Annotated in this window: 22 protein-coding genes and 1 pseudogene; 11 read left to right on the top strand and 12 right to left on the bottom strand. The window is 71.9% G+C overall.

The window, feature by feature from the left end; all coding sequences use genetic code 11:
* Positions 1-12: 12 nt before the first annotated feature.
* From SM447_RS19995 to adhE, 5 genes are all read right to left on the bottom strand, one after another.
* Positions 13-2,904 carry an ATP-binding protein gene (locus SM447_RS19995; protein ID WP_474574354.1) on the bottom strand — a complete coding sequence of 964 codons (2,892 nt, stop codon included), beginning with the start codon at positions 2,902-2,904 and terminating at the stop codon, positions 13-15.
* 112 nt (positions 2,905-3,016) lie between these two features.
* Complete coding sequence (locus tag SM447_RS20000; protein WP_474574355.1) at positions 3,017-3,226, bottom strand: hypothetical protein; 210 nt, start codon at positions 3,224-3,226, stop codon at positions 3,017-3,019.
* 76 nt (positions 3,227-3,302) lie between these two features.
* Complete coding sequence (locus SM447_RS20005; protein WP_474574356.1) at positions 3,303-6,395, bottom strand: type 2 lanthipeptide synthetase LanM family protein; 3,093 nt, start codon at positions 6,393-6,395, stop codon at positions 3,303-3,305.
* A gap of 121 nt (positions 6,396-6,516) precedes the next feature.
* Positions 6,517-7,278: a DNA-formamidopyrimidine glycosylase family protein gene (locus SM447_RS20010; RefSeq protein WP_474574357.1), complete on the bottom strand. Its 762-nt coding sequence runs from the start codon at positions 7,276-7,278 to the stop codon at positions 6,517-6,519.
* A gap of 121 nt (positions 7,279-7,399) precedes the next feature.
* Positions 7,400-10,060 carry a bifunctional acetaldehyde-CoA/alcohol dehydrogenase gene (gene adhE / locus SM447_RS20015; protein WP_474574358.1) on the bottom strand — a complete coding sequence of 887 codons (2,661 nt, stop codon included), beginning with the start codon at positions 10,058-10,060 and terminating at the stop codon, positions 7,400-7,402.
* A 170-nt stretch (positions 10,061-10,230) separates the two neighbouring features.
* Between adhE and pflB the strand changes: the two genes are divergently transcribed.
* Entirely contained in the window at positions 10,231-12,486 is a 2,256-nt protein-coding gene (pflB, locus tag SM447_RS20020; protein WP_474574359.1) for a formate C-acetyltransferase, read from the top strand.
* The gene (gene pflA, locus SM447_RS20025) at positions 12,486-13,265 is read left to right on the top strand and encodes a pyruvate formate-lyase-activating protein (RefSeq protein WP_474574360.1); all 780 of its coding nucleotides are present in this window, start codon (positions 12,486-12,488) and stop codon (positions 13,263-13,265) included. The genes pflB and pflA overlap by 1 nt, the downstream gene beginning before the upstream one ends.
* Positions 13,266-13,272: 7 nt before the next feature.
* On the opposite strand, the gene SM447_RS20030 is transcribed toward pflA, so the two are convergent.
* The gene (locus tag SM447_RS20030; RefSeq protein ID WP_474574361.1) at positions 13,273-13,779 is read right to left on the bottom strand and encodes a GNAT family N-acetyltransferase; all 507 of its coding nucleotides are present in this window, start codon (positions 13,777-13,779) and stop codon (positions 13,273-13,275) included.
* Between the two features lie 52 nt (positions 13,780-13,831).
* Between SM447_RS20030 and SM447_RS20035 the strand changes: the two genes are divergently transcribed.
* Entirely contained in the window at positions 13,832-14,434 is a 603-nt protein-coding gene (locus tag SM447_RS20035) for a TetR/AcrR family transcriptional regulator (protein ID WP_474574362.1), read from the top strand.
* Positions 14,435-14,700: 266 nt separating this feature from the next.
* Positions 14,701-15,108 (top strand): four-helix bundle copper-binding protein, encoded by a 408-nt coding sequence (locus SM447_RS20040; RefSeq protein WP_474574363.1) that lies wholly within the window; start codon positions 14,701-14,703, stop codon positions 15,106-15,108.
* A 64-nt stretch (positions 15,109-15,172) separates the two neighbouring features.
* On the opposite strand, the gene SM447_RS20045 is transcribed toward SM447_RS20040, so the two are convergent.
* Positions 15,173-15,688, bottom strand: coding sequence for a DUF421 domain-containing protein (locus tag SM447_RS20045; RefSeq protein WP_474574364.1), 516 nt, complete (start codon positions 15,686-15,688; stop codon positions 15,173-15,175).
* Positions 15,689-15,743: 55 nt separating this feature from the next.
* Entirely contained in the window at positions 15,744-16,019 is a 276-nt protein-coding gene (locus SM447_RS20050; RefSeq protein WP_474574365.1) for a BON domain-containing protein, read from the bottom strand.
* Between the two features lie 161 nt (positions 16,020-16,180).
* Here SM447_RS20050 and SM447_RS20055 point away from each other — a divergent pair, with 161 nt between their 5' ends.
* The 3 genes from SM447_RS20055 (at position 16,181) to SM447_RS20065 (ending at position 18,432) form a co-directional block, all read left to right on the top strand.
* Positions 16,181-17,404: a cation:proton antiporter domain-containing protein gene (locus SM447_RS20055; protein ID WP_474574366.1), complete on the top strand. Its 1,224-nt coding sequence runs from the start codon at positions 16,181-16,183 to the stop codon at positions 17,402-17,404.
* Between the two features lie 88 nt (positions 17,405-17,492).
* Positions 17,493-17,648 (top strand): hypothetical protein, encoded by a 156-nt coding sequence (locus SM447_RS20060; RefSeq protein ID WP_474574367.1) that lies wholly within the window; start codon positions 17,493-17,495, stop codon positions 17,646-17,648.
* A 73-nt stretch (positions 17,649-17,721) separates the two neighbouring features.
* Positions 17,722-18,432: a hypothetical protein gene (locus tag SM447_RS20065; RefSeq protein WP_474574368.1), complete on the top strand. Its 711-nt coding sequence runs from the start codon at positions 17,722-17,724 to the stop codon at positions 18,430-18,432.
* A gap of 51 nt (positions 18,433-18,483) precedes the next feature.
* On the opposite strand, the gene SM447_RS20070 is transcribed toward SM447_RS20065, so the two are convergent.
* From SM447_RS20070 to SM447_RS20080, 3 genes are all read right to left on the bottom strand, one after another.
* Positions 18,484-19,722 (bottom strand): vWA domain-containing protein, encoded by a 1,239-nt coding sequence (locus SM447_RS20070; RefSeq protein ID WP_474574369.1) that lies wholly within the window; start codon positions 19,720-19,722, stop codon positions 18,484-18,486.
* Entirely contained in the window at positions 19,719-20,963 is a 1,245-nt protein-coding gene (locus SM447_RS20075) for an AAA family ATPase (RefSeq protein ID WP_474574370.1), read from the bottom strand. The genes SM447_RS20070 and SM447_RS20075 overlap by 4 nt, the downstream gene beginning before the upstream one ends.
* 65 nt (positions 20,964-21,028) lie before the next feature.
* Complete coding sequence (locus tag SM447_RS20080) at positions 21,029-22,168, bottom strand: hypothetical protein (protein ID WP_474574371.1); 1,140 nt, start codon at positions 22,166-22,168, stop codon at positions 21,029-21,031.
* On the opposite strand from SM447_RS20080, the gene SM447_RS20085 reads away from it, so the two are divergent.
* Entirely contained in the window at positions 22,169-22,348 is a 180-nt protein-coding gene (locus SM447_RS20085) for a hypothetical protein (protein ID WP_474574372.1), read from the top strand. It abuts the gene before it with no gap.
* A 196-nt stretch (positions 22,349-22,544) separates the two neighbouring features.
* Here SM447_RS20085 and SM447_RS20090 read toward each other — a convergent pair whose 3' ends face one another.
* On the bottom strand, positions 22,545-23,525 hold the full coding sequence (locus tag SM447_RS20090) for a helix-turn-helix transcriptional regulator (protein WP_474574373.1): 981 nt from the start codon (positions 23,523-23,525) through the stop codon (positions 22,545-22,547).
* A 54-nt stretch (positions 23,526-23,579) separates the two neighbouring features.
* Between SM447_RS20090 and SM447_RS20095 the strand changes: the two genes are divergently transcribed.
* The 3 genes and pseudogenes from SM447_RS20095 to SM447_RS20105 all read left to right on the top strand — a co-directional run.
* Positions 23,580-24,263: an alpha/beta fold hydrolase gene (locus SM447_RS20095; RefSeq protein ID WP_474574374.1), complete on the top strand. Its 684-nt coding sequence runs from the start codon at positions 23,580-23,582 to the stop codon at positions 24,261-24,263.
* Between the two features lie 8 nt (positions 24,264-24,271).
* Positions 24,272-24,808 (top strand): GNAT family N-acetyltransferase, encoded by a 537-nt coding sequence (locus SM447_RS20100; RefSeq protein WP_474574375.1) that lies wholly within the window; start codon positions 24,272-24,274, stop codon positions 24,806-24,808.
* A 31-nt stretch (positions 24,809-24,839) separates the two neighbouring features.
* Positions 24,840-24,923: pseudogene (locus SM447_RS20105) on the top strand (hypothetical protein); the annotation flags it as partial.
* Positions 24,924-25,153: the final 230 nt, after the last annotated feature.

The raw sequence follows: 25,153 nt of genomic DNA on the forward strand, positions 1-25,153 counted from the left end.
GGCCGACGGCGGTCAGCCGCAGTGCTCGCGGGTGAACTCGCCCAGCGCGATCCGGTTCCGCAGGCCGGTCTTGACGATCAGATTGGAGATGTGCCGCTCCACCGTGCGGGCGGACAGGAACAGGCGCTCGGCGATCTCCCGATTGCTGAGGCGGTCGACCAGCAGCCGCATCACCTCGAACTCCCGCGCGGTGACCCCGACCGACCGCAGCGCTTCGGGCACCTGGTCGAAGCTGGTCCGTCGCTGCGGCACCCGCGCGCCGGCGGCACGCAGCAGGGTACGGCAGGCGCCGGCGACGGCGCTGACCTCGGCCTGGTGGAAGTGCTCCTCGGCGGTCCGCAGCCAGTCGACCGGATCACCCCACCCGTCGCGCTGGGCCGCCTCGGCGACCAGCCGCAGTCCCAGGTTTCGCCCCATCGGGTACGGCTGACCGACCCGTAGCGCCTCGGCGACCGCGTTGGTCGCGCCGGTCGCGTCTCCGGCCCGCCCGGCGGCCACCGCCCGCGCGAAGAGCGCGAACTGGCGGTCCCAGCGGAACGGGCTCAAGGCGGTGCCCGGCGGCACCTCACCATCGGCTGACATCGCGGCGAGCAGGAGGCCGATGCCGTGTTGTCCGACGAGTTGGACCGTACCGGGATGGCGGTCCTCCGCCGCGAACGCCAGGGCCAGCTCCTCCCCCGCCCGCTGCCGGTTCTCCTCCAGCAGGGCGCAGAACGCGCGGGCCAGCCCGTGGATGCGGGGGCTGTTGCGGCTCTGCTCGCCGTGCTCGGCCGTGAGTTGGGCGAGAGCGGTGTCCATCTCCCTCCGGCGCCCGCGGTGGGCGGCGAGGACCACCTGGAGCAGCCGGACGTACTCGGTCGTCTCCCGGAGCCGCAGCCTGCCCGTGGCGATGCGCACCTGCTCGATCAGGGTCGACGCCCGGGTGAACTCGCCGCGCAGGATCGCCTGCAGGGCGATGCTCGCCTCCGCCTGGTGACGGGCGGTCACCGCGCCGATCCGGGCGGCCTGGGCGCTGGCCTGCTCCAGACGCGCCGTGTCAGCCTCGCGCAGCGCGTCGTCGTTGCCGAGCCGGACCAGGGCGTGTATCTCCCAGATCGGCAGGTCGTGTTCCACCGCGATCACCCGGCTGCGTTCCAGACACGTGGTGGCCTCCGCCGCGTCGCGTTGGCGCACCAGCGCGCCGAGCAGTTGCCAGGCCTGGCAGGCGACGACCGGCAGGGGCACGGACTGCGCCACCCGTGCCGCCTGCCGGGCCATCTGCTCGACCCTGGTCAGGTCCGGCCCGGGCCGGTCCAGTTCCAGGTGGGCGGAGACGACGTCGACCTCGGCGAGGTCGGCGGGCGGCGCGTCGGTGCCGAGCAGGGTGCGGGCGGCCCGCACCCGCTCCAGCCCTTCGTCGGGGTCGCCGGCCAGCATCGCGGCCCAGGCGAGCCGGGTGTGCAGGCGGGCCAGCCGCCGCCGGTCCAGCGCCCCGCCCATCTGCTCGACGATCTGCACGGCGGCCAGCGCGCGGTCCATCCGTCCGGCCTCGACCAACGCGTAGATCAGCGGCTCCAACGCGTCCGCGCGGCCGGCGGGTTCGTCCTCAGCCAGCAGGTCCCACGCGCGTTCGAGCAGGGCGACCGCCGAGCTGGCGGCACCCGCGGTGAGGGAGCGTCGCCCCGCCTCGGCGAAGAGCCGGCCAGCGGCGATCCGCTCCCCGGCCGCGTGCCGCAGGGTGGCAGCGACCTGGCACCACTCGCCGGGCAGGCCGGGATGCACAGCGACGACCGCTTCGGCCGCCCGGCGGGCCAGCCGGATCCGTTCGGCGGGCTGCAGCAGGCTCAGCAGCGCCTCCTGGACCAGCGGATGCTGGAACCGGTACCAGTCCGGGGCCCGGTCGTCGGCGGCGACAAGCTGCGCCGCGACCGGGCCCTGCAGGTGGGTGAGCAGCTCCCGGTCGGTCATGCCGGTCACGGCCTGCGCGACGCTGAGTGGGAACCGGGAGCCGAGCAACGCGCCCGCCATGATGAGATCCCGGGCCGGCCCGGACAGTTGCTCGGTGCGGCGACGGACGCTGCGGAGGAACGTGTCGGGGCGGTTGGCCAAGGCTTCCTCGTGTAGCCGCCAGCCGGTGGGCGTCTCCACGAGCACGTCGCTGTGCCACATGCTGGCCAGCAGGTCCTCGACGAGGAAGGGGTTGCCGGTGCTACCGGCCCAGACCAGCTCGGTGACCGCCGGCGGAACGTCCCCGATCGTCGTCTCGAGGTAGCTGGCGATCATCTGGAGCACCTCGGCCCGGTCGAGCCGGTGCAGCTCGATCAGCAGACCATGCCCGCGCTGGACGACCGAGCGGGCCAGGTCCAGCGCGGGGCACGGCTCGGAGCGCAGCGTTCCGAGCAGGAGGGTGTGTTGCTGGGACAGGTTGTCGACCAGGTACTCGGTCACGCCGAGGGTCTCTGAGTCGGCGTCGTGCAGATCCTCCAACGTCACCAGGCAGCCGGTGCCCTGCCCGGCCAGCGCGGTGAACCGGAGCACGGCCTCGGCGAGGATGACCAGGGAGGCGTCGCTGTGCTCCATCCCGGCGGAACGGGGGTCCGGCACCAGCCGGGCCAGCACCGGCCGGTACGGACCGAGCGCGTCGAGGTCCACCGCGTCGCCGGAGCGCACCAGCGACAGGATCGCCTCGGTCAGCGGCCGGTACGGCACCAGTGGCCCGGTGGTGCTGCTGCGTCCCTGCATCAGTCGCATACCGCTGGCGTAGGCGAGGTCTGCGGCGGCAGCCGCCAGCCGGGACTTGCCGATGCCTCCCTCACCGACGAGGAAGACGGCCGCGCCGGCACCCGCCCGGGCGGCGGCCAGCCTCTCCTCGATGACACGTCGCTCGTCGTCCCGGCCGACGATGATTGACGAACGACTCCTCACGGCTGGCGGATGTTACCGTCGGTGCACATCCTCGTCCACGGCGCGTGTCGGGTCGGGCCCGGTGCGGTGGCGTCGGCCCGCCTGGCCGGGCCCGGCGACGACATCGGCGCGATCAGCGTTCTTCCGGGGGGCAACAGGTCGAGTGCGGTTCGGCGATCATCCGAACCGGGTCCTCGGTGAACTCCACGGCGGCGACGCCGCCGGTGGTGGCGACGACCAGTCCGGCGAGGATCGCGGCCCGCACCCCGAAGGTCGATCTACGGTGCTTGGGCTCGTCGTGGCGCTCGACACGGTGCGTCTGGTTGTCATCGCCGCTGAACATGCAACCTCCCGGGGTAGCGGGCCTCATTGGGCTCCGTCCATTGTGACCGAACGACCTCGAACCGGCGACGCCTGGCTCATCCTCTCGGCTCCGCCGCCTGCAGTAGCAGCACCGAGGGCACCTGGGCGGGAAGGCCGAGGCGCAACAGCCCGTACCCGATCCCGGCCAGCCCGGTGAGCAGGCTCGGCGTCTCCACCTCGTCGGGAGTCCCGCAGATCGGGCCGTGCCGGTGGATCGCGTCGAGCACGAGCCCGGCGCGGCGGTTACGCTCCCGCGCCGCCTGCGGGTGGCCGTCCTCGGCGAGTACGGTCAGCACCTCGGCGACGCCCATCTCACCGTGGCACAGGCTCAGGTCCCGCGGCACCTGCCGGACGGTCAGCGCCCGCAGATCCCGTTCGACGGCGGCGGCCGGGCGGTCCGCGACCGTGGCGGCCAGCAGCCGTCCGGCCTCCCCGGCGCACCAGCCGGGAACGCCCTCGAAGATCGGGGAGGTGGAGGGTGTCAGGGCCGTGGCACGGGCGGCCAGCGGCCGGTAGCGGGAGGACACCTCCGCCATCCGGTGCAGGGCGTACGCGATGCCACCCCAGCCCGTCACGAAGCCCTCCGGCGCGTCGCCCGGTACCGCCCGCCGGACGAACCGGACCAGCAGGTCGGCGCAGCGTTGGGCGAGTGTCAGCGCCGACCGCAGCCCCAACTCGCGGTGCACCGCGAGCATCGCGGCCAGGCAACCGGCGATGCCGTCGCGCCAGTCGGGCGGGGCCGGCCCGATCACGGTGGCGGCCAGGTCGACCGTCTCCGCGGCCAGCGCGGCCAGTTCCGCGTCGTCGAGCAGCACCGCCAGCCGGGCCAGCCCGTAGGCCATCCCGCCCAGGCCGGACAGGCCGCCACAACCGACCGCGGCCGCCAGGTGCGGTTGTTCGGCGAGCAGGCTGCGCAGCTGCGGGTACGACCGCACCGCGTTGCGGGCCACCGTGGCGTACCTCGGCACTCCGCTCAGCCGGGCGGCCTGGGCCAGGAATAGCGCGATGCCGAGCGTGCCGTGCGCCAGGCCCAGCCCGGTCGGCAGCAGCAGCCACCGCCGCTCGTCGACCGGCTCGACGCCCAGCCAGCTGACCCGGTCGCCGTCGGCGATGCCGCGGGCGACGAGTCGGTCAGCCACCTCGCACGCCGCGGTGAGGAGCCGCTGCGGCGGGGCCGCGACCGCGTCCAGGTTCGTCAACGCCGGCCGGTCGAGCCGATGGGCCGGCATCGGTCGGCGAGTGGCCATCGTCGCCTTGACGATCCACTCCTGATCCTGCAGATCCACGTCGCCGAGCCGGCCGACGGTCCCGGCCACCCGGTCGCTCTCGGGTCCCGCCAACGGCGTCGGCAGTAGGGCGTGCTCCGCGGTCCACACCTCGCTACTGCCCGGACGGGTCCGGAACAGCGGGATGTCGCCGGCCCACAGGTCGACCGCCTCGTGCGGGGCCGCGGACCGGCGCAGCTGGTCGGGCGCCGAGGTCCACAACGCGTCGAAGACCTGGTCGCGGTCGAGCCCGTCGCGCAGCACGTCGGGATCCACCGCGGCCGTGAGCAGGGCGTGGTACTCGCGGGTGGGCCGGAGCACCACCCGCACGTGCACGTCGGCGCGGCGGTGGACTATCTCCGTCAGCCGCCGCCGGTCCCGACAGGCGGCGTCGTAGCCGGAACGGAAACCGTGCAGCAGGTCCCGCTGGTATGCCGCCGGGTCGACGACCCGACCGCCCAGGCGTGGTCGGCTCGGCCCCTCGACGACCTGCGTCGCTCGGCCGGCGTACCGCATCTGGTCGGTGCCCGCCGACTCCCAGCGCCAGGTCGTCGGACCCACCGAGCCGGTCAGCGCGGAGGTGTCCGCCCCGTGCTCGCCGACCTCGGCAGACGGCAACAGCCCGGTACGGGCGACCGAGCCGGCGAGCACCCGGGCCGCCGGGTCGCTGCCGCCGATTCCGGGCAGGCTCGGATGGAACAGGGTCTCCGCGTCGATCACGACGGGTTGGTCGCCGGCGGCGACGAGGTTCTCGCAGTGCATGTCCGTGGCGTGCACGACGTACAGCAGCGCCAGCAACGACCCGAGGCGCCGGTAGTAGGTCGCCGCGGCGGCGGCGTCGGTCAGCGGCGTCGGAGCGACGAACTCCATCCAGCCGTACTCGCCGCATCCGTGCACGGTCGGAGTGCGCAGGTCCAGGCCGGGGCTGGCGGCGTTCAGCCAGGTGATCAGCTCGGTCAGGGTCAGCGACGTCCCGATGCCACGCGGCTTGTAGACGATCCGCGCCCCGTTGGTGAAGCGGAGGACCCGGACGACGTCCCCCCGTTGGTGCGGATCGCCCTGACCGGCCCCGATGGCGCAGAGCGGGCCGGGATCGGTTCCGTCGAACACGACCCGGACGATGTCGGCCCGGTCGGCCGCGAAACGGGTCAGCGTCGTGGCCACCGCCTCTGCCTCGAAGCGGCTCGTCTCCGCCAGCAGCCGGGCCAGCACCGGATAGGTGCGGAAGAACCGGCGCAGCCCGGCCGGCCCGGTGAGCTGCCGCACGAACTCCGCGAACCGCTGCCGGCCATCGCTCTCGCGCAGCCGGCCGCCGTCACGCCAGGCGTGCAACTCCACCACGATCGCGCGAGCAGCCAGGCTCACCAGCCGGGAGCTCAGGTCGGCGCGGAATCCTTCCGCCACCGAGACGAGGTCGAGCCGCGCCGCGGCCTGGTACGGCGTGAGCCGGGCGACGGCCTGCTCGACCGCCGCCGCGACCAGTGTCCGCATCGGCCAGGCGAACGCCTCCTGCCAGCGGTCGGGCACCGGTGCCCCGGTGGGCGGCACGGCGGCCGACCGGATCGCCGCCTCGACCGTCCCCACCCAGCCGGGACGTGCGACGCGTGCGGCCAGCGCGGCCGGCGGCTCGGCGAGCAACCGCCGCAGGCCGGCCTCGTCGAGCCCGACGTCGGAAAGCCGCTGCCGGAACATCGGCCCGCCATGCGGACCGTACCGGTCCCGCCACCGGTGGAACCTGGCCCGGGATGCCTCATCCCGCCGCTCGGTCACCTGGTCGACGCCGCGGGCCCGCTCGTGCAACGCCAGGGCCGACACCCACCAGCCGTCGTCGAGCCCGGCGGCAGCGTGGGCGCCGTCGGCCCGTCGCATCGGCTCGACGCTCATACGCGCAGAGCATGCCGGTCCGACCCCGCCCGTTCATGGGTGGATACCACGTACTTTTTCGCGGCACCGGCCGGGCGGCACCCGCGCACGGGGCGTCGTGGGAGCGGGAAAGGGCTCCCGCCTACGTCGCCGCTGCGACGCTCGGTTGATCGACGGGGCAGGCGTAGGCCGAGCGGCCTCCCAGCGGCCAGACCCGCACGGGCGCACCGCAGCGCCGACACGTCTGCCGCTTGTACACCCACCGCTCCTCCGGTGCCGCCGGATCACTGACCACCTGGCCGGCGTCGCGGCCGAGGGCCAGGTGCCGCACGGCGAGCTGCCACAGCCGCCGGGCCGGTTGCGGCCCGATCCCCCGGGTGTCCGGGTCCAGGCCGGCGAGGAAGAGCAGCTCGGCCCGCCACGCGTTGCCGATGCCGGCCCACACGCTCTGGTCGAGCACGGCGGCACCGACCGCGCCCCGGGCGGCGACCAGCCGGCGTACCGCCGCCGCCGGGTCGGCGTCGGCGCGCAGCGGGTCCGGTCCGAGCGATTCGCGCAGCGCCCGCTCGCCGCTGGTGGCCAGCGGCTCGCACCGGATCGGGGCGATCAGGTCGTACGCGACGTCGGGACCGGCCAGGCGCATCCGCACTCCGGCGCGTGGCACCGCGTCCGGGTGGTCCTGACGCAGGAACAGCCCTCGCATGCCGAGGTGCACGTGCAGGGTCGGGCTGCCGTCCAGGTGATAGAGCAGGTGCTTGCCGTACGCCTCGACGGCGCGCAGCCGCCGCCCGTCGTACGGGCCCGGGTCGAAGCGGCCCTGCGGGCTGGAGACGGCCAGCACCCGCCCGGCGAGCGCGGCGTGCTGCTCGCGGGCATACCGGTGGATGAGGTGCCCTTCGGGCACGTCAGCGGCCTGGGTGGGACGCGGCGGGCACGGCGGCGGTTACCCGGCACCGCCCGGGGCAAACCGCGCCCGGCGCCCCGGCTCCACCAGGTGGGGCCGGAGCGCCGAACTCGGCGGCGGGTCACTTGCCGTAGTAGGCGGCTCGCATGAGGGTCTGCATGTCGTCCAGCATCGGCATCCGCGGGTTGGCCGGTGCGCACTGGTCCTCGTAGGCGTTGAGCGCCTGTTGCGGCAGCGCCGCGAGGAAGGCCTCCTCGTCGACGCCGATGGCCTGGAAGGAGGGCTCGATGCCGACGGCGTCGCGTAGCCGCTCCACCGCGGCGGCGTACGACTCGACCGCCTCCTGGGCGGTGGCCGCCGGCAGGCCCAGCATCCGGGCGATGTCCTGGAACCGCTCCGGTGCCCGGTAGTGCTCGTACTTGGGCCACCCGGTCAGCTTGGCCGGTGTCGTGCCGTTGTAGCGGATGACGTGCGGCATCAGGATCGCGTTGGTGCGTCCGTGGGCCACGTGGAAGGTGGCTCCCAGGGTGTGCGACATGGCGTGCACGATGCCCAGGAAGGCGCTGCCGAAGGCCATGCCGGCGATGGTGCCCGCGTTGTGCATCTTCTCCCGCGCCTCGGCGTCGGCAGCGCCGTCGCGCACCGCCCGCTCCAGGTAGTTGAAGATCAGCTTGATGGCCTGCAACGCGAGCCCGTCGGTGAAGTCGTTGGCGTAGACCGAGACGTACGACTCGGTGGCGTGGGTCAGCGCGTCGAAACCGCTGTCTGCCGTGATGGTGGGCGGCAGGTCGGCGGCGAGCACCGGGTCGACGATGGCCACGCTCGGCGTGAGGGCGTAGTCGGCGAGGGGGAACTTCTTTCCGGTGGCGGTGTCGGTGATAACCGCGAACGGAGTCACCTCGGCACCCGTGCCGGAGGTGGTGGGAATGCAGACCAGTCGGGCCCGCTCCCCCAGCGTCGGGAACTTGAACGCCCGCTTGCGGATGTCGAAGAACTTCTCCCGCATGTCGGCGAAGACCACCTCCGGGTGCTCGTAGCGCAGCCACATCACCTTGGCGGCGTCCATGGCCGAGCCCCCGCCCAACGCGACGATCGTGTCGGGCTGGAACGAGCGCATCAGCTCCGCGCCCCGGTCCACCGTGCCGACGCTCGGCTCCGGTTCGACGTCGTCGATGATCTGCAGGGCCACCCGTTCGGGCCGCTGCTGCAGCACGGTGATCAGCCGGTCGACGTACCCCAGCCGGGTCATCGTGTGGTCGGTGACCACGGTGACCCGGTGCACGTCGGGCATGTCGGCCAGGTAGCGGATCGCGTTCGGCTCGAAGTAGATCTTCGGTGGAACCTTGAACCATTGCAGGTTGTTGGTCCGCCGGCCGATCCGCTTGACGTTGAGCAGGTCGACCGCGGTGACGTTGTTCGACACCGAGTTGCGTCCGTAGCTGCCACAACCCAACGTCAACGACGGCAGGAACGCGTTGTACATGTCGCCGATGCCGCCCTGCGACGCGGGAGCGTTCCAGATGATGCGCACCGCCTTGACCCGCCGCCCGTACTCCTCGACGAGTTGCGCGTCCTCGGTGTGGATGACCGCGCTGTGGCCGAGACCGTTCAGCTCGACCATCTGCTCGGCGTGCCGGATGCCGTCCTCGGTGGACTCGGCGCGCAGCACCGCCAGGACCGGGCAGAGCTTCTCGCGGGTGAGCGGTTCGGCCGGGCCGACGTGGTCCACCTCGACCAGGATCACCGACGTGTCAGCCGGCACGGTCAGGCCGGCGCGCTCGGCGATCCAGACCGCGCTCTGGCCGACGACCTGCGGGTTGAGCCGCGCACCGGCGCAGTCGGTGCCACCGGCGGCGGCGCCGAAGATCAGCTCCTCGATCCGGCGCTTCTCGTCGGGGGTGGCGACATGGGCGTGCAGTCGCCGGAACTCGGTCATCGCCGCCGGATAGACCTCGGCGTCGATGATCACCGCCTGTTCGGAGGCGCAGATCATGCCGTTGTCGAACGACTTCGACAGCACGATGTCGTGCGCCGCCCGGCGCAGCTTCGCGTCGCGATGGACGTACGCCGGCACGTTGCCGGCGCCCACACCGAGGGCCGGCTTCCCGGACGAGTAGGCCGCCCGGACCATGCCGTTTCCGCCGGTGGCCAGGATCGTGGACACTCCCGGGTGCTTCATCAGCGCGCCGGTGGCCTCGACGGAGGGCTGCTCGATCCACTGGATGCAGTGCTCGGGCGCGCCCGCGGCGATGGCGGCGTCCCGGACCACCCGGGCCGCCTCGGCGCTGCACCGCTGGGCGGCCGGGTGAAAGGCGAAGATCATCGGGTTTCGGGTCTTCAGGCCGAGCAACGCCTTGAAGATGGTCGTCGAGGTGGGATTGGTGACCGGGGTGACGGCGCAGACCACGCCGACCGGCTCGGCGATCTCCACGATGCCGTTGATCTCGTCGCGGGAGATGACTCCGACCGTCTTCAGGCCCGCCATGTGATTGGTGACGTGCTCACACGCGAAGATGTTCTTGACGGCCTTGTCCTCGAACACGCCACGGCCGGTCTCGGCCACCGCCGTCCGGGCCAGGTCCGCGTGCCGGCTCAGGGCTGCCACGGATGCCTTCGCCACGATCCGGTCGATCAGCTCCTGGTCGAAGGCGGCGTAGTCGTCCAGGGCCTTGAGCCCATTGCCGACCAAGGTTTCGATGGCCGTCCCGGGCTTGCCGGCCGTCCCGCTCTCCGGCGGCGGGGCCGAGGCAGGCGGGCGGCTCGTCGCAGTCGCGGCGGTCATACGGATCACTCCGATCGTCGGTGCCGGTCACGTCGTCCGGTCGCACTCTGATCGTCGTCGCTGTAGCGGTGTCCACGCCGGTGGCTAGCGGCCCGGACCACCCGGGTCTTTCGCCCCTGACCGCCCGGTCACTCCGGGAGGAGGCTCGAAGAGAGCTTCCAGGAGGAGACATGGTCCAGCAGCAGAGCACGACGGTGCGGCCCGACCCGTGGCGCGGTTTCCGCGGCGACGCCTGGCGCGACCGGGTCGACGTCGCCGCCTTCGTCCGGGACAACGTCACCCCGTACCAGGGCGACGCCCGGTTCCTCGCCGGGCCGACCGCCCGGACCACCGCGTTGTGGAACGGGCTGCGCGACATGTTCGTGGCCGAACGCGAGCGCGGGATCTACGACGTCGACCCGCACACCCCCGCCACGATCACCTCGCACGCGCCCGGTTGGATCGACCGGGATCGCGAGCTGATCGTCGGCCTGCAGACCGACGCGCCGCTGCGCCGGGCGATCATGCCGAACGGTGGGCTGCGGATGGTGGAGAGCGGGCTCAAGGCGTACGGCTTCGAGATCGACCCGGAGGTGCGCCGCATCTTCACGACGTACCGCAAGACCCACAACGCCGGCGTCTTCGACGCCTACCCCGCCGACGTGCTGGCGGCGCGGCGCTCGCACATCGTCACCGGACTCCCCGACGCGTACGGCCGCGGCCGGATCATCGGCGACTACCGGCGGGTCGCGCTCTACGGCGTCGACCACCTCGTCGCCGAGCGTGAGGCGATCAAGGCGTCGCTGGACGATCGCCCGTGCACCGAGGAGGTCATCCGCGACCGTGAGGAACTGGCCGAGCAGATCCGCGCCCTCGGCGAACTCAGGGAGATGGCCGCCGGCTACGGCTACGACATCGGCGCGCCCGCCGCCACCGGCCGCGAGGCGATCCAGTGGCTCTACTTCGCCTACCTGGCCGCCACGAAGGAACAGAACGGCGCCGCCATGTCGCTGGGACGCACGTCGACCTTCATCGACGTGTTCCTGGACCGCGACATCGCCGAGGGCCGGCTCACCGAGTCCGCCGCGCAGGAGCTGATCGACGACTTCGTGATCAAGCTGCGGATCATCCGGTTCCTGCGTACCCCGGAGTACGACGAGTTGTTCTCCGGCGACCCCACCTGGGTCACCGAGGCGATCGGCGGCGTCGGCGCGGACGGTCGGCCGCTGGTGACCCGCACCAGCTTCCGGTACCTGCAGACGCTGTACAACCTCGGTCCGGCGCCGGAGCCGAACCTGACCGTGCTCTGGTCGGCCGACCTGCCCAGCGGTTTCAAGCGCTTCTGCGCCCAGGTGTCGCTGGACACCAGCGCCATCCAGTACGAGAACGACGACCTGATCCGGCCGGTGTACTCCGACGACACGGCGATCGCCTGCTGCGTGTCGGCGATGCGCGTCGGCAAGGACATGCAGTACTTCGGTGCCCGCGCCAACCTCGCCAAGGCCCTGCTCTACGCCATCAACGGCGGTCGGGACGAGATCAGCGGCGAGCAGGTCGCGCCCGCCACGCCGCCGGTCACCGACGACGTGCTGGACTACGACACCGTCCTGGCCGCGTTCGACCGGACCCTCGACTGGCTCGCGCGCACCTACGTACGCGCGCTCAACGTCATCCACTACATGCACGACAAGTACGCCTACGAGCGGCTGGAGATGGCGCTGCACGACCACCCAGTGCACCGCTTCCTCGCCACCGGAATCGCCGGGCTCTCCGTCGCCGTGGACAGCCTCTCGGCGATCAGGCACGCCCAGGTGAAGGTGCTGCGCGACGAGACCGGCCTGGTCACCGACTACACCATCGACGGTGACTACCCGGCCTTCGGCAACAACGACGATCGGGCCGACGCGATCGCCGTCGACCTGGTGGAGCGTTTCATGGAGAAGGTGCGGGCGCAGCCGACCTACCGGGGTGCCGAGCCGAGCCTGTCGGTCCTCACCATCACGTCGAACGTGGTGTACGGCAAGCACACCGGCAACACCCCGGACGGTCGCCGGGCCGGCGAGCCGTTCGCCCCCGGCGCGAACCCGATGAACGGCCGGGACACGCACGGCCTGGTCGCGGCGGCGCTGTCGGTGGCGAAGCTGCCGTACGCCAGCGCCCGCGACGGCATCTCCCTCACCAGCACGGTCACCCCGGACGGGCTGGGCCGCACCCGCGACGAGCAGATCGACAACCTGGTCGGGGTGCTCGACGGTTACGCCGACTCGGGCGGCTTCCACCTCAACGTCAACGTCCTCGACCGGGCCACCCTCGAAGACGCCATGGCGCACCCCGAGCGGTACCCGCAACTGACCATCCGGGTCTCCGGGTACGCGGTGAACTTCGTCCGGTTGACCCGCGAGCAGCAGCGCGACGTCATCTCCCGTACCTTCCACGGCCGGCTCTGATGACGACGATCGTCTGGCCGTCGCGCCCGCACGTCGTCCCCGCCGGTGCGGTGGTCGGGTCCGTCCACTCCTTCGACACGTCGACCGGAGTGGACGGACCCGGCACCCGATTCGTCGCCTTCCTCGCCGGCTGCCCGCTGCGCTGCCGCTTCTGCCACAGCCCCGACACCTGGTACCAGCGCAGCGGCCGGCCGATGACCGTCGACGAGCTGGTCACCGAGATCCGGCGGTACGAGCGGTTCATCAAGGTGGCCGGTGGTGGCGTCACGCTCAGCGGCGGCGAGCCGCTGCAACAGGCACGGTTCACCGCCGCCGTGCTGCGCAGGTGCAAGGACATGGGCCTGCACACCGCCCTGGACACCAGCGGTTTCCTGGGCGATCGCGCCACCCCGGAACTGCTCGACGCGACCGATCTGGTGCTGTTGGACATCAAGAGCTGGGATCCGGCGACCTACCGCCGGGTCACCCGGACCGGTGCGGTCGCGCCGACGCTGCGCTTCGCCCGCCGTCTCGCCGAGGGGGGCACCCCGATCTGGATCCGCTTCGTCCTCGTGCCGGGCCTCACCGACGACCCGGCCAATGTGGCCGGCGTCGCCGACTTCGTCGCCACCCTGCCGACCGTGCAGCGTGTGGAGGTGCTGCCGTTCCACCGGCTCGGCGAGCACAAGTACCGCGCGCTGGGGGTGCCGTTTCCCTGCGCCGACACCGAGCCGCCCACGCCCGAACTGCTCGACCGGGTGCGTGCCCGGTTCGCGGAGCGGGGCCTGCTGGCCCTGTGACCACTCGTCACAGCTTCAGGGTCCACGTCTGGCCGACCAGGTCATGTCCGAAGCTGTGGTGGGGTTCCTCCTCGGTGAGGGTGAATCCGGCGGCCTGGTAGATCCGGCGGGCGGAGTGGAGCACGTCGTTGGTCCAGAGCACGACGTGCCGGTAGTCGACGCGGCGGGCGAAGGAGAGGCACTGCTCGACGAGGCGGGTGCCGACGCCGAGGCCGCGGGCGGCCGGGGTCACCAGCAGGACGCGTAGCCGGGCCGTCTCGGGTTCGTCGCCGGTGACCAGGAAGACGCATCCGGCGCGCTCGCCATCGGCTTCGGCGATCCAGGCCGCCTCGCGGGACGGGTCATGGTCGAGGGCGTAGTCGGCGACGATCTTCGCGACCAGCGCCTCGAATGCCGTGTTCCAGCCGAACTGCTGGTGGTAGACCTCGCCGTGGGTCATGACCACCCAGCCCAGGTCGCCCGGACGGTCGGCGGGGCGCACGGTGATGTCGGCCGGCGAACGATCCCGTCTCATGCGGCTCCCCTCGCAGTGAAACGACTGTTTCAGTGGAGGGTAGACTACCCCGATGTCCGAGGAAACGGCGATCCCGTCGGCGCGCAAGCTGGAACTCCTGGAAGCCACCTACCGGTACGTGCTGGAGAACGGCCTGGCCCGTCTGTCTCTGCGCCCACTTGCCACGGCCATCGGCTCCAGCCCGCGCGTACTGGTCTTCCTCTTCGGAAACAAGGAGGGCCTGGTGAGTGCGGTACTGGCCCGGGCCCGCGCCGACGAACTCGCGCTCCTCGACCAGGCCGCGATGTCGGGTGACCCGGCCGGCGGCGACCTGACCACCGCGGTCGAGCGGCTGTGGGAATGGCTGGCCGCCGCAGAGCATCAGCAACTGTTGAAGCTGTGGGCCGAGACCTACGCCAGCTCCCTCGTCGAGCCTGACGGCGTGTGGGGCGGGTTCGCCGCGGCGACGGTGCACGACTGGCTCACCGTCCTGGCCGCCCACCAGCCACCCCGGGAAAGAGACAGCGCCGAGGGCGCGGCGCGCCGCACCCTCGCCCTGGCGGTGCTCAGAGGCGCCCTGCTCGACCTGCTGGCCACCGCCGATCACGAGCGCGTGTCGGCCGCGGTCCGCTATCAACTGCACCTCCTCGGCCGCGCCGCCGACACGGCACCCTGACGTCCGCTCAGTGGACCGATCGGACACCCACCCGGACAGGCCGCCTACGGTGCCCGCGACGAGGAGCTGCTCGCGGTCGTCAAGCGCTGCGAAGGAGAGACCGCCACCCAGCCCAAGTGGCTACGCACCCGGATGAAGGCCGCCGCACCTCAGGCGCTCGTCGTCGCCGACTGACGACCCTGTCGGCGACGAGGAGTTGTCCGGCGGCGAGTGTGCATCAGGAGTCTTCGGGTAGGGCAGAGGAAACCGACCGAAGGGAATTTCCGATGCAGAGCACCACCATGCCGATGCTCGACACGTACCCGAAGTCGATCAACCTGGACCGTGCCAGGCTGGCGGCGGTGATCGACGCCCTCAACAACTGCGCTCAGGCCTGTACCGCGTGCGCGGACGCCTGCCTGAGCGAGGACATGGTCGCGGAGCTGACCACGTGCGTGCGAACGAACCTGGACTGCGCTGACATCTGCACGACCACGGCCCGGGTGTTGTCCCGGCACACCGGCTACGACGCGAACATCACCCGCAGCCTGCTGGAGGCGTGCGCGACCGCGTGCCGGTCGTGCGGGGACGAATGTGCCGGCCACGCCGACAAGCACGAACACTGCCGGATCTGCGCGGAGGCGTGCCGCGCCTGCGAGCAGGCCTGCCGGGACCTGCTGTCCACCATCAGCTGAACCGCAAGCGCGGGCACCGGGGCGAAGCAGTATGCGCTGATCGTCAGCCGCCCGCCCTCCCCGGTCAGCGTCCTTCGTCGCGGACGTCGGCGAGGGTGCTGCCGTCGCCGAGTTGGGCGCGGGTGATGACGCTGAGGCTGCCGTCCGTTTCCAGGACCACGGCCGCGAGGTCGCGGAGATCGCCGGCGCCCCGGCTCCGGGCGGCCTGCCGGATCTCGCTCTCCGCGACCCGGGTCGACCGCAAGGTCCGCTGCCGTAGTTGCCCGTCCCGCAGCAACATCGTCGGCCGGGCCTTCAGCAGCTTCTGCGACGGCGGCCAGCGTACGGCGAGCAGTGCGACGCCATACTGCAACGCCACCAGCAGGGTCAGGGCGAGGATCCCCTCCACCAGCGAGACGTCGCGTGACAGCAGGATCGTCGCCAGCGTCGAACCCAACGCCACAGTGACGACGAAATCGAAGGCGTTCAGCTTGGACAACGTCCGCTTGCCGGAGACCCGCAGGATCACCACCAGCGCCGGGTAGATGATCGCCGCGATCACGAGCAGACGCACCAGCTCGGCAGGATCGTTCAGCAACATGGCGCTGACGTACCCGAAAGCTCGCCGCCGACCGGGCCGCGGTCGGTCGGCGTGGTCACCGGCCCAGCCAGCGGAGCCGGTTGCTGACGTCGCGCACGCCGGGGGTACGCCAGGCGACGGCACGAGCCTCGGCGCTCAGCTCGGCCGTGCTCACGGTGCCGTCGAGGATCACCACCCGGTTCTGCACCTCGATGCAGATGCGTTCGTTGCGCAGAAGGGCGTGCCGCTGCATTTGTTCGAGCACCTGACAGGCCAGCCGGCCGTCCTCCGTGGTGGGCTCGGCGTGGAACAACGCGGGCAGGTCGTGCGGGAAGAACCAGGGATGGGTCATGGCTGACTCCTCGGGACGGGTCTATCCGACTGCCGTACCCGGCGGCCGCGTCGCACAACACGACGAATCCATGACGATTCCTACCCATCCCGATGACGATCCCACCCGCCCGGAAGAAATCAAACGGGTATGCGGTGGGAGGAAGAGGGTAGCGACCAGGGATGAACCGGCTGCACCTCAGCTACGCCCTGGTGGGGATACTGGCGGTGCTGCTGGCCTTCTGGTCCAGCTCCATCCGTCGAGTGCCGGTCAGTGAGCCGCTGCTGGCGCTGCTGGTGGGCGTGCTCGCCGGTCCGGTTCTCGGACTGATCGATCTGCCCGGTCCCGAGGCCACCGCGCTGATGCTGGAGGCCAGCCGGGTACTGCTGGCCATCTCGCTGATGGCGGTCGCGCTGCGCTTCCCGCTGTCGGACTACCGGTCGGTGGTCCGTCCGGTCGGTGTGCTGCTCGCCGTCGCGATGGTCGGCATGGCACTGATCAGCGCCGGTCTGGCGTGGTTCGTCCTCGGCCTCCCAGTGGCCCTCGCGGTGCTGCTCGGCGCATGCGTGACACCGACCGACCCGGTCCTGGCATCCAGCGTCGTCTCCGGCGGGCCCGCCGAGCGGCAGCTCCCGGCACGGCTACGTCAGGTGATCAGCGCCGAGTCGGGCGCCAACGACGGTCTCGCCTTCGCCCTCGTCGTGCTCGCCCTGTCCATCGTGACGTCCGGGTCCCTCCGTGGTGATCTTGTCGAGGTCGCCTGGACGGTCGTCGGAGCTCTGGTGATCGGCGTGGCGGTCGGCTACACGGCGGGCCGGGCGGTCCTGGCCGCGGAGAGCCGGGAAGACGTGGACCTGGGTTCCCTGCTGATCTTCACGATCGTGCTCGGCGTCGCCACCCTGGGAGTCGCCCGGCTGGCACACACGGACGGGATCCTCGCGGTATTCGTCGCCGGTCTCGCCTACAACGCGGTTGTCGGCGACCGGTCGCGCGCGTCGCAGCAACGGCTCGACGACGCACTGACCCGCTATCTGGTGTTGCCACTGTTCTTCCTGCTCGGTGTCGAGGTGCCATGGCACGACTGGGTCGATCTCGGTTGGCCGCTCGGCGTCTTCGCCGTCACGGTGCTGGTGCTGCGCCGGCTGCCGGTGGTGCTCACGCTGAAGCCGGTCCTGGGAATGTCCTGGCGGAGCATGGTGTTCCTCGGCTGGTTCGGGCCGATCGGGGTGTCGGCGCTGTTCTATCTCGCGCACAGCCAGGAGGAGGGGGTCCGCGACCCCCGGCTGTGGGCCGCCGGCAGCCTGGCGGTGGTGGCGAGCACGGTGGTGCACGGTGTCACCGCCGCCCCGGGCCGTCGCTGGTACGCCCGGCGATCGCCGGCATCGAGCAGCCCAGGGGCCGATTGAGGCGTTTGCACCCGCGACCACCGGGAACGCGGCGGGGACTACCGGGCGCGGACGCCGGGCCCCGCCGCCAGACCACGGGGAGGTTGACATGGGTGACCGGGAACGCCTGCGCGAGCTTCGCCAGCAGGCCCACGACGCGGGCATCGAGGGCAACTCCAAGATGACCGAGGGGCAACTTCGCGGAACGCTGCGCAAGGTCGACAAGGGCGAACGGACGCAGATGGCCACGCAGGCCAAGAGGTAGCGATCCGGGCGACGTTGCGCATGCCGAACCGGGTCGAGAAGTCCGGGTCAGGCGTGAGCCGACGGGCCGGACGATGACCGATCATCCCCGCCACGACGGTGATGTGGGCCGTACCCGGCAGGAGGAGGACGCCCGGCTCAACGGCCTCACTCGCCGGCTCGACAAGCCGATGGGCGTCCTCGGCCTGCTGTTCCTGCTGCTGGTGCTCGGCCAGGCCCTCACCGATGACGAACCTCTCGCTTCGGTGCTCACCGTCGCGAGCTGGGTGCTGTGGGCGGTCTTCGTCGCCGAGTTCGGGCTGCGTGCGTGGCTGGCCCGTCACTGCGCCCGCGAGTTCTGGAAGCGCAACTGGTGGCAGGTGATCTTCCTCGCCGTACCCTTCCTACGGTTCGCCCGCGCCGCCACCGCGCTGCGCGCCGCCCGCGGCACCGGCGTGGTCGCCGCCGCGGTCCGCGGCTCCCGATCGGCGGGCCGCCTCCTGACCGACCGGCTGGCCTGGCTCGCGGTGGTGACCACCACGATCATCCTCGCGGCCGGGCAACTCCTGGTCGTCACGGGCTCCTACCGGACGTATGGGCAGGCCCTGCACGATGTCGCGCTGACCACCATCACCGGCGAGCCGCTGACCGCCTCCGACACCTTCTCCCAGGTCCTCGAACTGGTCCTCGCCGCCTACTCCGTGCTCGTCTTCGGCACCCTCGCCGGCGCGCTCGGCGCGTTCTTCCTCAGCCGCCAACGGGACGAGGCGGAGCCGGGACGGACGGCCCCCCAGGCACCGCAGTGACGGCTCCGTCGAGGGGTTCGTGCACCGCGACCTGCTGACGCTGGCAGCGCATCACCCGGCGGGAGCGGATCCGATGGTGACCACCCGTGCCCACTCGGGCGGGGAGTCCGGCCGGTAGTCCGGATCGTCCTCCTTCCACCCGCCAGCGCGGTGAAACAGCCCCACGACGGTACGACAGGGCGGCCGCGCCGCCGGCCAGGGCGTTTGCCCGTCGGTCAGCACGACGATGACGTCCGGGCACGGGTTCTGCCGAAGCGCGCGGGCGAAGCCCGTACGCAGATCCGTGCCCCCACCGCCCACCAGTGCGATGTCCTCGGTCCGGCAGAGTGGGCGGACGACCTGGGCCGTCGCGTCACATGGCAGCACGGTCACCACGTCACGGCGGCCGCCCACGGCCCGGGCGATCGCGGCGACCTCGAGCAGGGCACTACCGAGTTCGGCGTCGCTGACCGAGCCGGAGGTGTCGATGATGACGCAGACCCGTGGGTGCCTGCGACGCAGTGCCGGCAGGACGACACCAGCTACGCCGGCGGAACGCCGCGACGGTCGGCCGTAGGTGTAGTCCTCGCCCACGCCGGCCGCGGAGGCCGCCGAGCGCACCGCCGCTCCCAGTAGTTCCCGCCACGGTTGCGGTGGATGGAATGCCTGCTCCGCCCATCGCCGCCAGCCCTGGGGAACGCTCCCGGGCCGGCCGGTGATGCCCTCGGCCACCCGGAACCGCACCGCGTCCTGCTCCTGCGGGCTGAGGGCCTGCGCCCCGTCCGGTCCGAGGTCCCATTCCCGCCGCCGCCCGTCGGCGCCGCTGCCGCAGTCCAGCCAGGCCCAGTGCTGGGTGCGCGGCCCGAGCCGGAACTGCCGCAGGTAGTCCTCCATCAACTGTCCCTCGGGCAGCAGCAGTAGGCTCGGCTCGACCGCGCCGTCCGGACGGGCCAGCCCGTCACCGAAGACGTCGTCGTTGATCTCGCAGTCCGCGGCGATGTTCATCCGCAGCCGCTCCCCCGGCCCGGCCAGCCCGTGTTTCCGGGCGAACCGGTCGCCGCGGCCGTGGTGGTCACGCAACAGATGCGACACCTCGTGCACCCACACGCCGGCGAGTTCCTCCACGGGCGTCCGGTCCACGAACGCGGGCGAGACGTAGCACCGCCAGTGCGGGTCCACCGCCATCGTCGGTACCCGCCGCGTTTCGACCACGTGCAGGGCGAACAGTGCCGTCGCCAGGTAGGGCCGGACCCGGACGGCGTGCAGCCGGGCGGTGAACAGCTTGTCCCGGTCCAGCATCCGGGCGGTCATCGGTCGGTTCCCGCGGTGGTCGCGACTCGGGCCGCCGCCTGATCGGCGCGCCGAGACAGGGACACCACCCCGGCGAGCCGATCCATCGACGCGGGCACGTCCCAGTCTTCCTGGCGCAGCCGGGCGAGGGTGGACGCGGGTACGACCACCAGGTCCGGGGCGCCCGTCTCCATCGCCCGGACCAGCAACTCCCAGGCCGCGTCCCAGCGGGACCGTTCCGGCCGCCGTCGAACCGCCTGCACCACGGCGTCCAGGACGGCCTGGCACAGGTCGCCTCGCTCCGGCAGGACGGCGGCGGCCGGGTCGGCGAGCAACGATTCGGGGTCCGGGAGGTCCAACCGGTCCAGGCTGGCCAGCAGCTCCAGTCCCGGGCCGTCGCCCACAGTGCCTCTGACCAGCATCGACAGAACATCTCGGGAGGCATCGGCCGCGGTCGCGAAGGCGATCAGGCGCAGGGTCATCTCCCAACTGCGGGGTGATGGCCACGGACCACCGCGGCCAGCCTCACTCGTGGGTAGCCGGTGCACAAGCCCGGGGCGGGCCGACAGGAGCCCACACACCGCAAGACGGGCGAAGGCGACGGCTTCCGGCAGCCGCGCCGGGTCGAGCCGGGGCAGCGTCGCCCGGGGCCAGGTACCGCCCAGGCCGCGTACCACAACTGCCTGGTCGTGGGTCCACTGCAGGTGGACGAAGCGGTTGGCGAGCGGCGGGCTCAGCTCCCAGCCATCGGCGGCCGAGGATCGTGGATTGGCCGCGGCCACGATGCGGACCCCGGCCGGCAGGCGCAGGCTGCCGATCCGTCGCTCGAGCACGAGACGCAGCAGGGCGGCCTGCACGGCAGGCGGGGCGGTGGAAAGTTCGTCCAGGAACAACAGTCCGCGACCGCCGCGTACCAGGCGCACGGCCCAGTCCGGCGGTGCCATCGGGACGCCCTGGGTCGTCGGGTCGTCGCCGACGACCGGCAGCCCTGAGAAGTCGGAGGGCTCGTGAACGCTGGCGATCACCGTCGTGAGCGGCAGGTCCAGAGTGGCGGCGAGCTGGGTCAACGCGGCGGTCTTGCCGATTCCCGGCTCACCCCAGAGCAGCACCGGCAGGTCAGCGGCCACCGCCAGGGTCAGTGCCTCCAACTGCGGGTTGCAGTGGATCTCGGTGTTGGTGTCATTCAACAGCGCGACCAGGTCGGCGGCGATGTCGAGCTGGGTCACGGGCATGGGCTCCACGGAGGTACGGATGGACAGCATGTGAGATCACCTGTGAGGTTTCGGTGGGTCCGGCCTGGAGCCGGGGAGGGAGAAGGTTCCGCTGGTCAGCGGGCGGTCGCGTGACGTGGACGGCTGCGTTGGTCACGCTTGCGCTGCCAGTCCCTGGAGCAGGGAGCAGGTCCGTGTCCGGTCAGCCCGGCTCGGAACAGCCCGTGCGTGATCCGCCGCAGCGCGGCGTTCTCCAGTTCCTGCCGCAGTTCCCCGTCGGGTAGCAGGGCGTCGGGTCCGAGCAACGCCTCGACGACGGCCAGCGCGCCGGCGGTGTCCCCGTGATCCAGGCGGGCACGGATGTCGGGAAGGTTCTCCGGTCGGCGACGCGCTTCGTCGACAGCTCGCAGGCAGGGCAGCGGGGTGCCGGTCAGCGCGGCCAACAGTTCCTCTCGGCGGACTTCCGCCGGGTCGTGGTCGAGGGCGGTGAGTGCCCCGTTCACCAGGCCGATGCGGTGCCAGGCTCCCCGGCAGGCCACGAGGCGTGGCGCCGCTGCCAACCCCGGGGAAGCCGGCGCGCCGACCGCTGGGTGACCCGGCGCGAGTGCGGCGGCCACCAGCGGGTGAAGCCGGTCGACCTCGATCAGCCCGCGGTGCAGCAACTCCAGGTCAGGCGCCGTCCAGGTCGCCGCATGGGGCAACACGGGCAGTCCGGCGACGGCTCCCGCCCGGGACGCTCCGGCGATACGTACCGGGGGCGTTCGCAGGTCGGTTCCGGCCGGAGCGACGTCCAGGCGCAGACGACGTCGAGTGCCGAGGCGGACCGCCACGGCACCGCTGTTGCCACCCTCGGCATGGAGCAGCAGCGCCGCTTCGGCCGCCCACCGGTGCACCGCGTAACCGCACTCGCGCAGCGCGTCCCAGGTCGGGTCAGAACGCGTCGCGCACACGGAATGAGAGGTCGGCTGCTGGGCGCCCGAACGACTCCGCAGCTCGTCGGCTCTCCGTACGTCCCACAGGTGACGGTGCAGGTCGAGGCGGAACCGGTGGTCGGGTCGCGGATGCGGATGGGTGCCCTCGTCTCGGGTCCCGGTCCACAGGGCGAGGCTGATCCGCTGGCCCGCATCCGCCCAGGCCGGTGGCGTCCGGGCCACGAGGTGCACCGGCTCAGCGCCGTCGTGTTCCGTCAGGCCGTACCGCGTCAGCGAGATAGTCAGGCCCGGGCGCAGCAGCCCGTCAGGAGCGATCCTGGGCATGTGCCAGCGCAACAGGTCAGGCGCGAGGTGCCGGAGATCGGCCCGCAAACGGGCAGCCAGATCCCGGCCGTGGCCGCGAACTACGGCGCGCAGGTCCAGGTCGACATCGACGTTCGCGGCGGCGCACGCGCCGGCCCAGTCACCGACGCGACGACGAGCGGTCGCGGATTCGATCATTGAGGGCGGCACGGCGTATTCGCGTACGCGTCGCCAGAGGGAGAGGCGGGTATCCGCATTCGCGGTCGGGGAGCGCATCAGCACTCACCTTGCACGAACCGGACCCCCAATCTGAGAGAAGGATTCATCGCGGCGGATCATATCGCCCCGTCCTGAACCACGCCAAGGCCCGCCGCCGTCGACAGCGTCGATATCAGGGTCAGCCTCGCGACGGTGTTTCCGACGCGGGTGAGAGTGCCGCGCCGAAGCGGGCCGCGACCGTGGCCACGGCGGCGCGTAGTTCGGGCCCCCCTTCGACGACGAAATCGAACGGGACGGTGGCGAGCCACTCCTGGGCGTACATCGCGGGGTTTCGGGTGCTGCCGACCAGCACGCACCGGTCGCCGTTTGGTTCGAGGCGGCCCATCGGGGGACGGATCCACGGTGCCACCTCCTCTTGTGGCGCGTGGAACACCACGCGGGTGGGGTATTTCCAGCCGCTGCCCAGGTTCTCCTCGAGGAGAGCGACCGGATTCAGGTCGCCGGGCGGTGTGAAGCCGTGCGGGGTGTGCCGCGTGGCTCGGATCCGGTCGATCCGGTAGGTGCGGATCGCGTCTGCGCGGTGCGAGTGGCACAGCAGGTACCAGCGCCCGTACCTCGCTACGACCGCCCACGGGTCGACCTCGGCGTCCCACTCCTCACCGCTTTCACTGCGGTAGGTGACCAGGACGCGCCGGCGGTCGGCGACGGCGGTGACCAGCGCGCTCATGATGGTGAGGTCGGGACGGGTCGACTGCCGGTCCGGAGCGGCCGAGGCGTGGGCACGCAGCGCCGCCGCCTGCCGTCCGACGCTCTCCGGAAGGGCCCGGATGACCTTGCTGAGCGCCGAGCCGACCAGGTCGTCGGCGTCGATCGCGGCCGGTTGTCCGTCGAGCACGGCCATCACCAGGCTGAGGGCCTGCTCCTCGGTGAAGACGACCGGCGGCAGCCGGGTGCCGCGGCCCAGCCGGTAGCCGCCGTACGGGCCACGAGCCGACTCGATCGGGATGCCGGCCTCGCGGAGGATGCCGACGTAGCGCCGCGCGGCCCGCTCCGTCACGCCCAGCGAGGAGGCGAGCTGATCGGCGGTCACGCCGGGACGGGCCTGCAGGATCTCGAGAGCGCGCAGCGCCCGGGCGGTCGGGCTCGGACCGGTCGACACAAGAAAGCAGAATACCGGAAGTAGATCGTCCGGAACCGGTCCTAGATTGATCGCATGACCGACGAACAGATCGTGCTGTTGGGTGGCCTGTGGTTGGACGGCTCGGCGTGGACCGACGTCGCGTCCGAGCTGACGGAACGGGGGCGTCACGCGGTGCCGGTGACCCTGCCGGGCCAGGGCGACGGGCTTACCTCGGCGACCCTCGCCGACCAGGTGGCCGCGGTGCTCGCCGCCGTCGACGCGGAGCCCGGCGGGTCCGTGGTGGTGGGGCACTCCGCCGCCTGCACCCTGGCGTGGCTGGCGGCCGACGCGCGGCCCGAACGGGTGACCAAGGTGGTGCTGATCGGCGGGTTCCCGTCGGGCAGCGGGCAGCCGTATGCCGACTTCTTCCCGATCGTCGACGGCGTCATGCCGTTCCCGGGCTGGGAGCCGTTCGAGGGAGCGGACGCGGCCGACCTCGACGAGCCGGCGCGGCAGGCGTTCGCGGCGGCGGCGGTCCCGGTCCCCGAGGGCGTGGCCAGGGGCGTCGTGCGGCTGACCGACGAGCGGCGGTTCGACGTACCCGTCGTGGTGGTCTGCCCCGAGTTCACGCCGAGCCAGGCACGCGAGTGTATCGCCGCGGGAGACGTGCCCGAGCTGGCCCGCGCGAAGCACGTCACCCTGGTCGACATCGACTCCGGCCACTGGCCGATGATCACGCGTCCGGCGGAACTGGCGACGATCCTGGCGAGGGTCTAAGAGGCGGCATGCGCACCATCGCGAGCGACCGACTCCTGCTGCGCCCGTGGCGCGAGGCGGACGCCGACTTCCTTTTGGATCTCGAGTCGCGCTGGGAGGTCGTACGGTTCCTGGGCGCGCAGCCCACCGTCATGAAGAACCGCGAGGACGCCCTCGCCTCGATCGCACGCCGACGCGCGATCGACGACCCGATCCACGGAATCTGGGCCATCACCACAGCCGCGAACGGCCGGCTGGTCGGAAACCTCCTGCTCAAACCGATTCCCCTGTCGGCGGGTGAATCGGCCGACGGGCCGACCGAGGTGGAGATCGGTTGGCACCTGCATCCGGACGCCTGGGGGCACGGTTACGCCACCGAAGCCGCGGCGGCAGTCCTGGACGACGCGTTCGGCCAGGGCCTGACGAGGGTCGTGGCGGTCACCGATCCCGACAACCGTGCCTCCCAGGCCGTCTGCCGTCGGCTCGGCATGACGCATCTCGGCCGGACGACGAGGTACTACGACACGCCGAACGAACTGTTCGAGAAGCTGGCGCCCGGCCCGTAGCAGCTGCTGCGGCACCTGCGCGGCCGCCGAGATCCACGACGAGCGCGACGATTCCCGGCACTGGCACGGATACCTCTGGTATCACCAGCAGGACACCGAGGCGCTGCTCGCGAGCGGAGACGGCGAGGTCTACCTCGGCTACGGCGTCTATCCCCGGCGGACTTCGACGAGGCCGCCTACGACGCCCTACCAGAGGCCGCACAGCAGGCCCGGTACCAGGCCGGCCTGGAACGGCTCCTGGACGACATCGCATTCCCGGTGCTCCGCAAGCACGGCATGCGGGTGGAGTGGAACCGGCAACAATCCAGACGGATCCGGGTCACCGGCGCGCACTGGTACGCGCCG

Source organism: Micromonospora aridisoli (assembly GCF_056150025.1).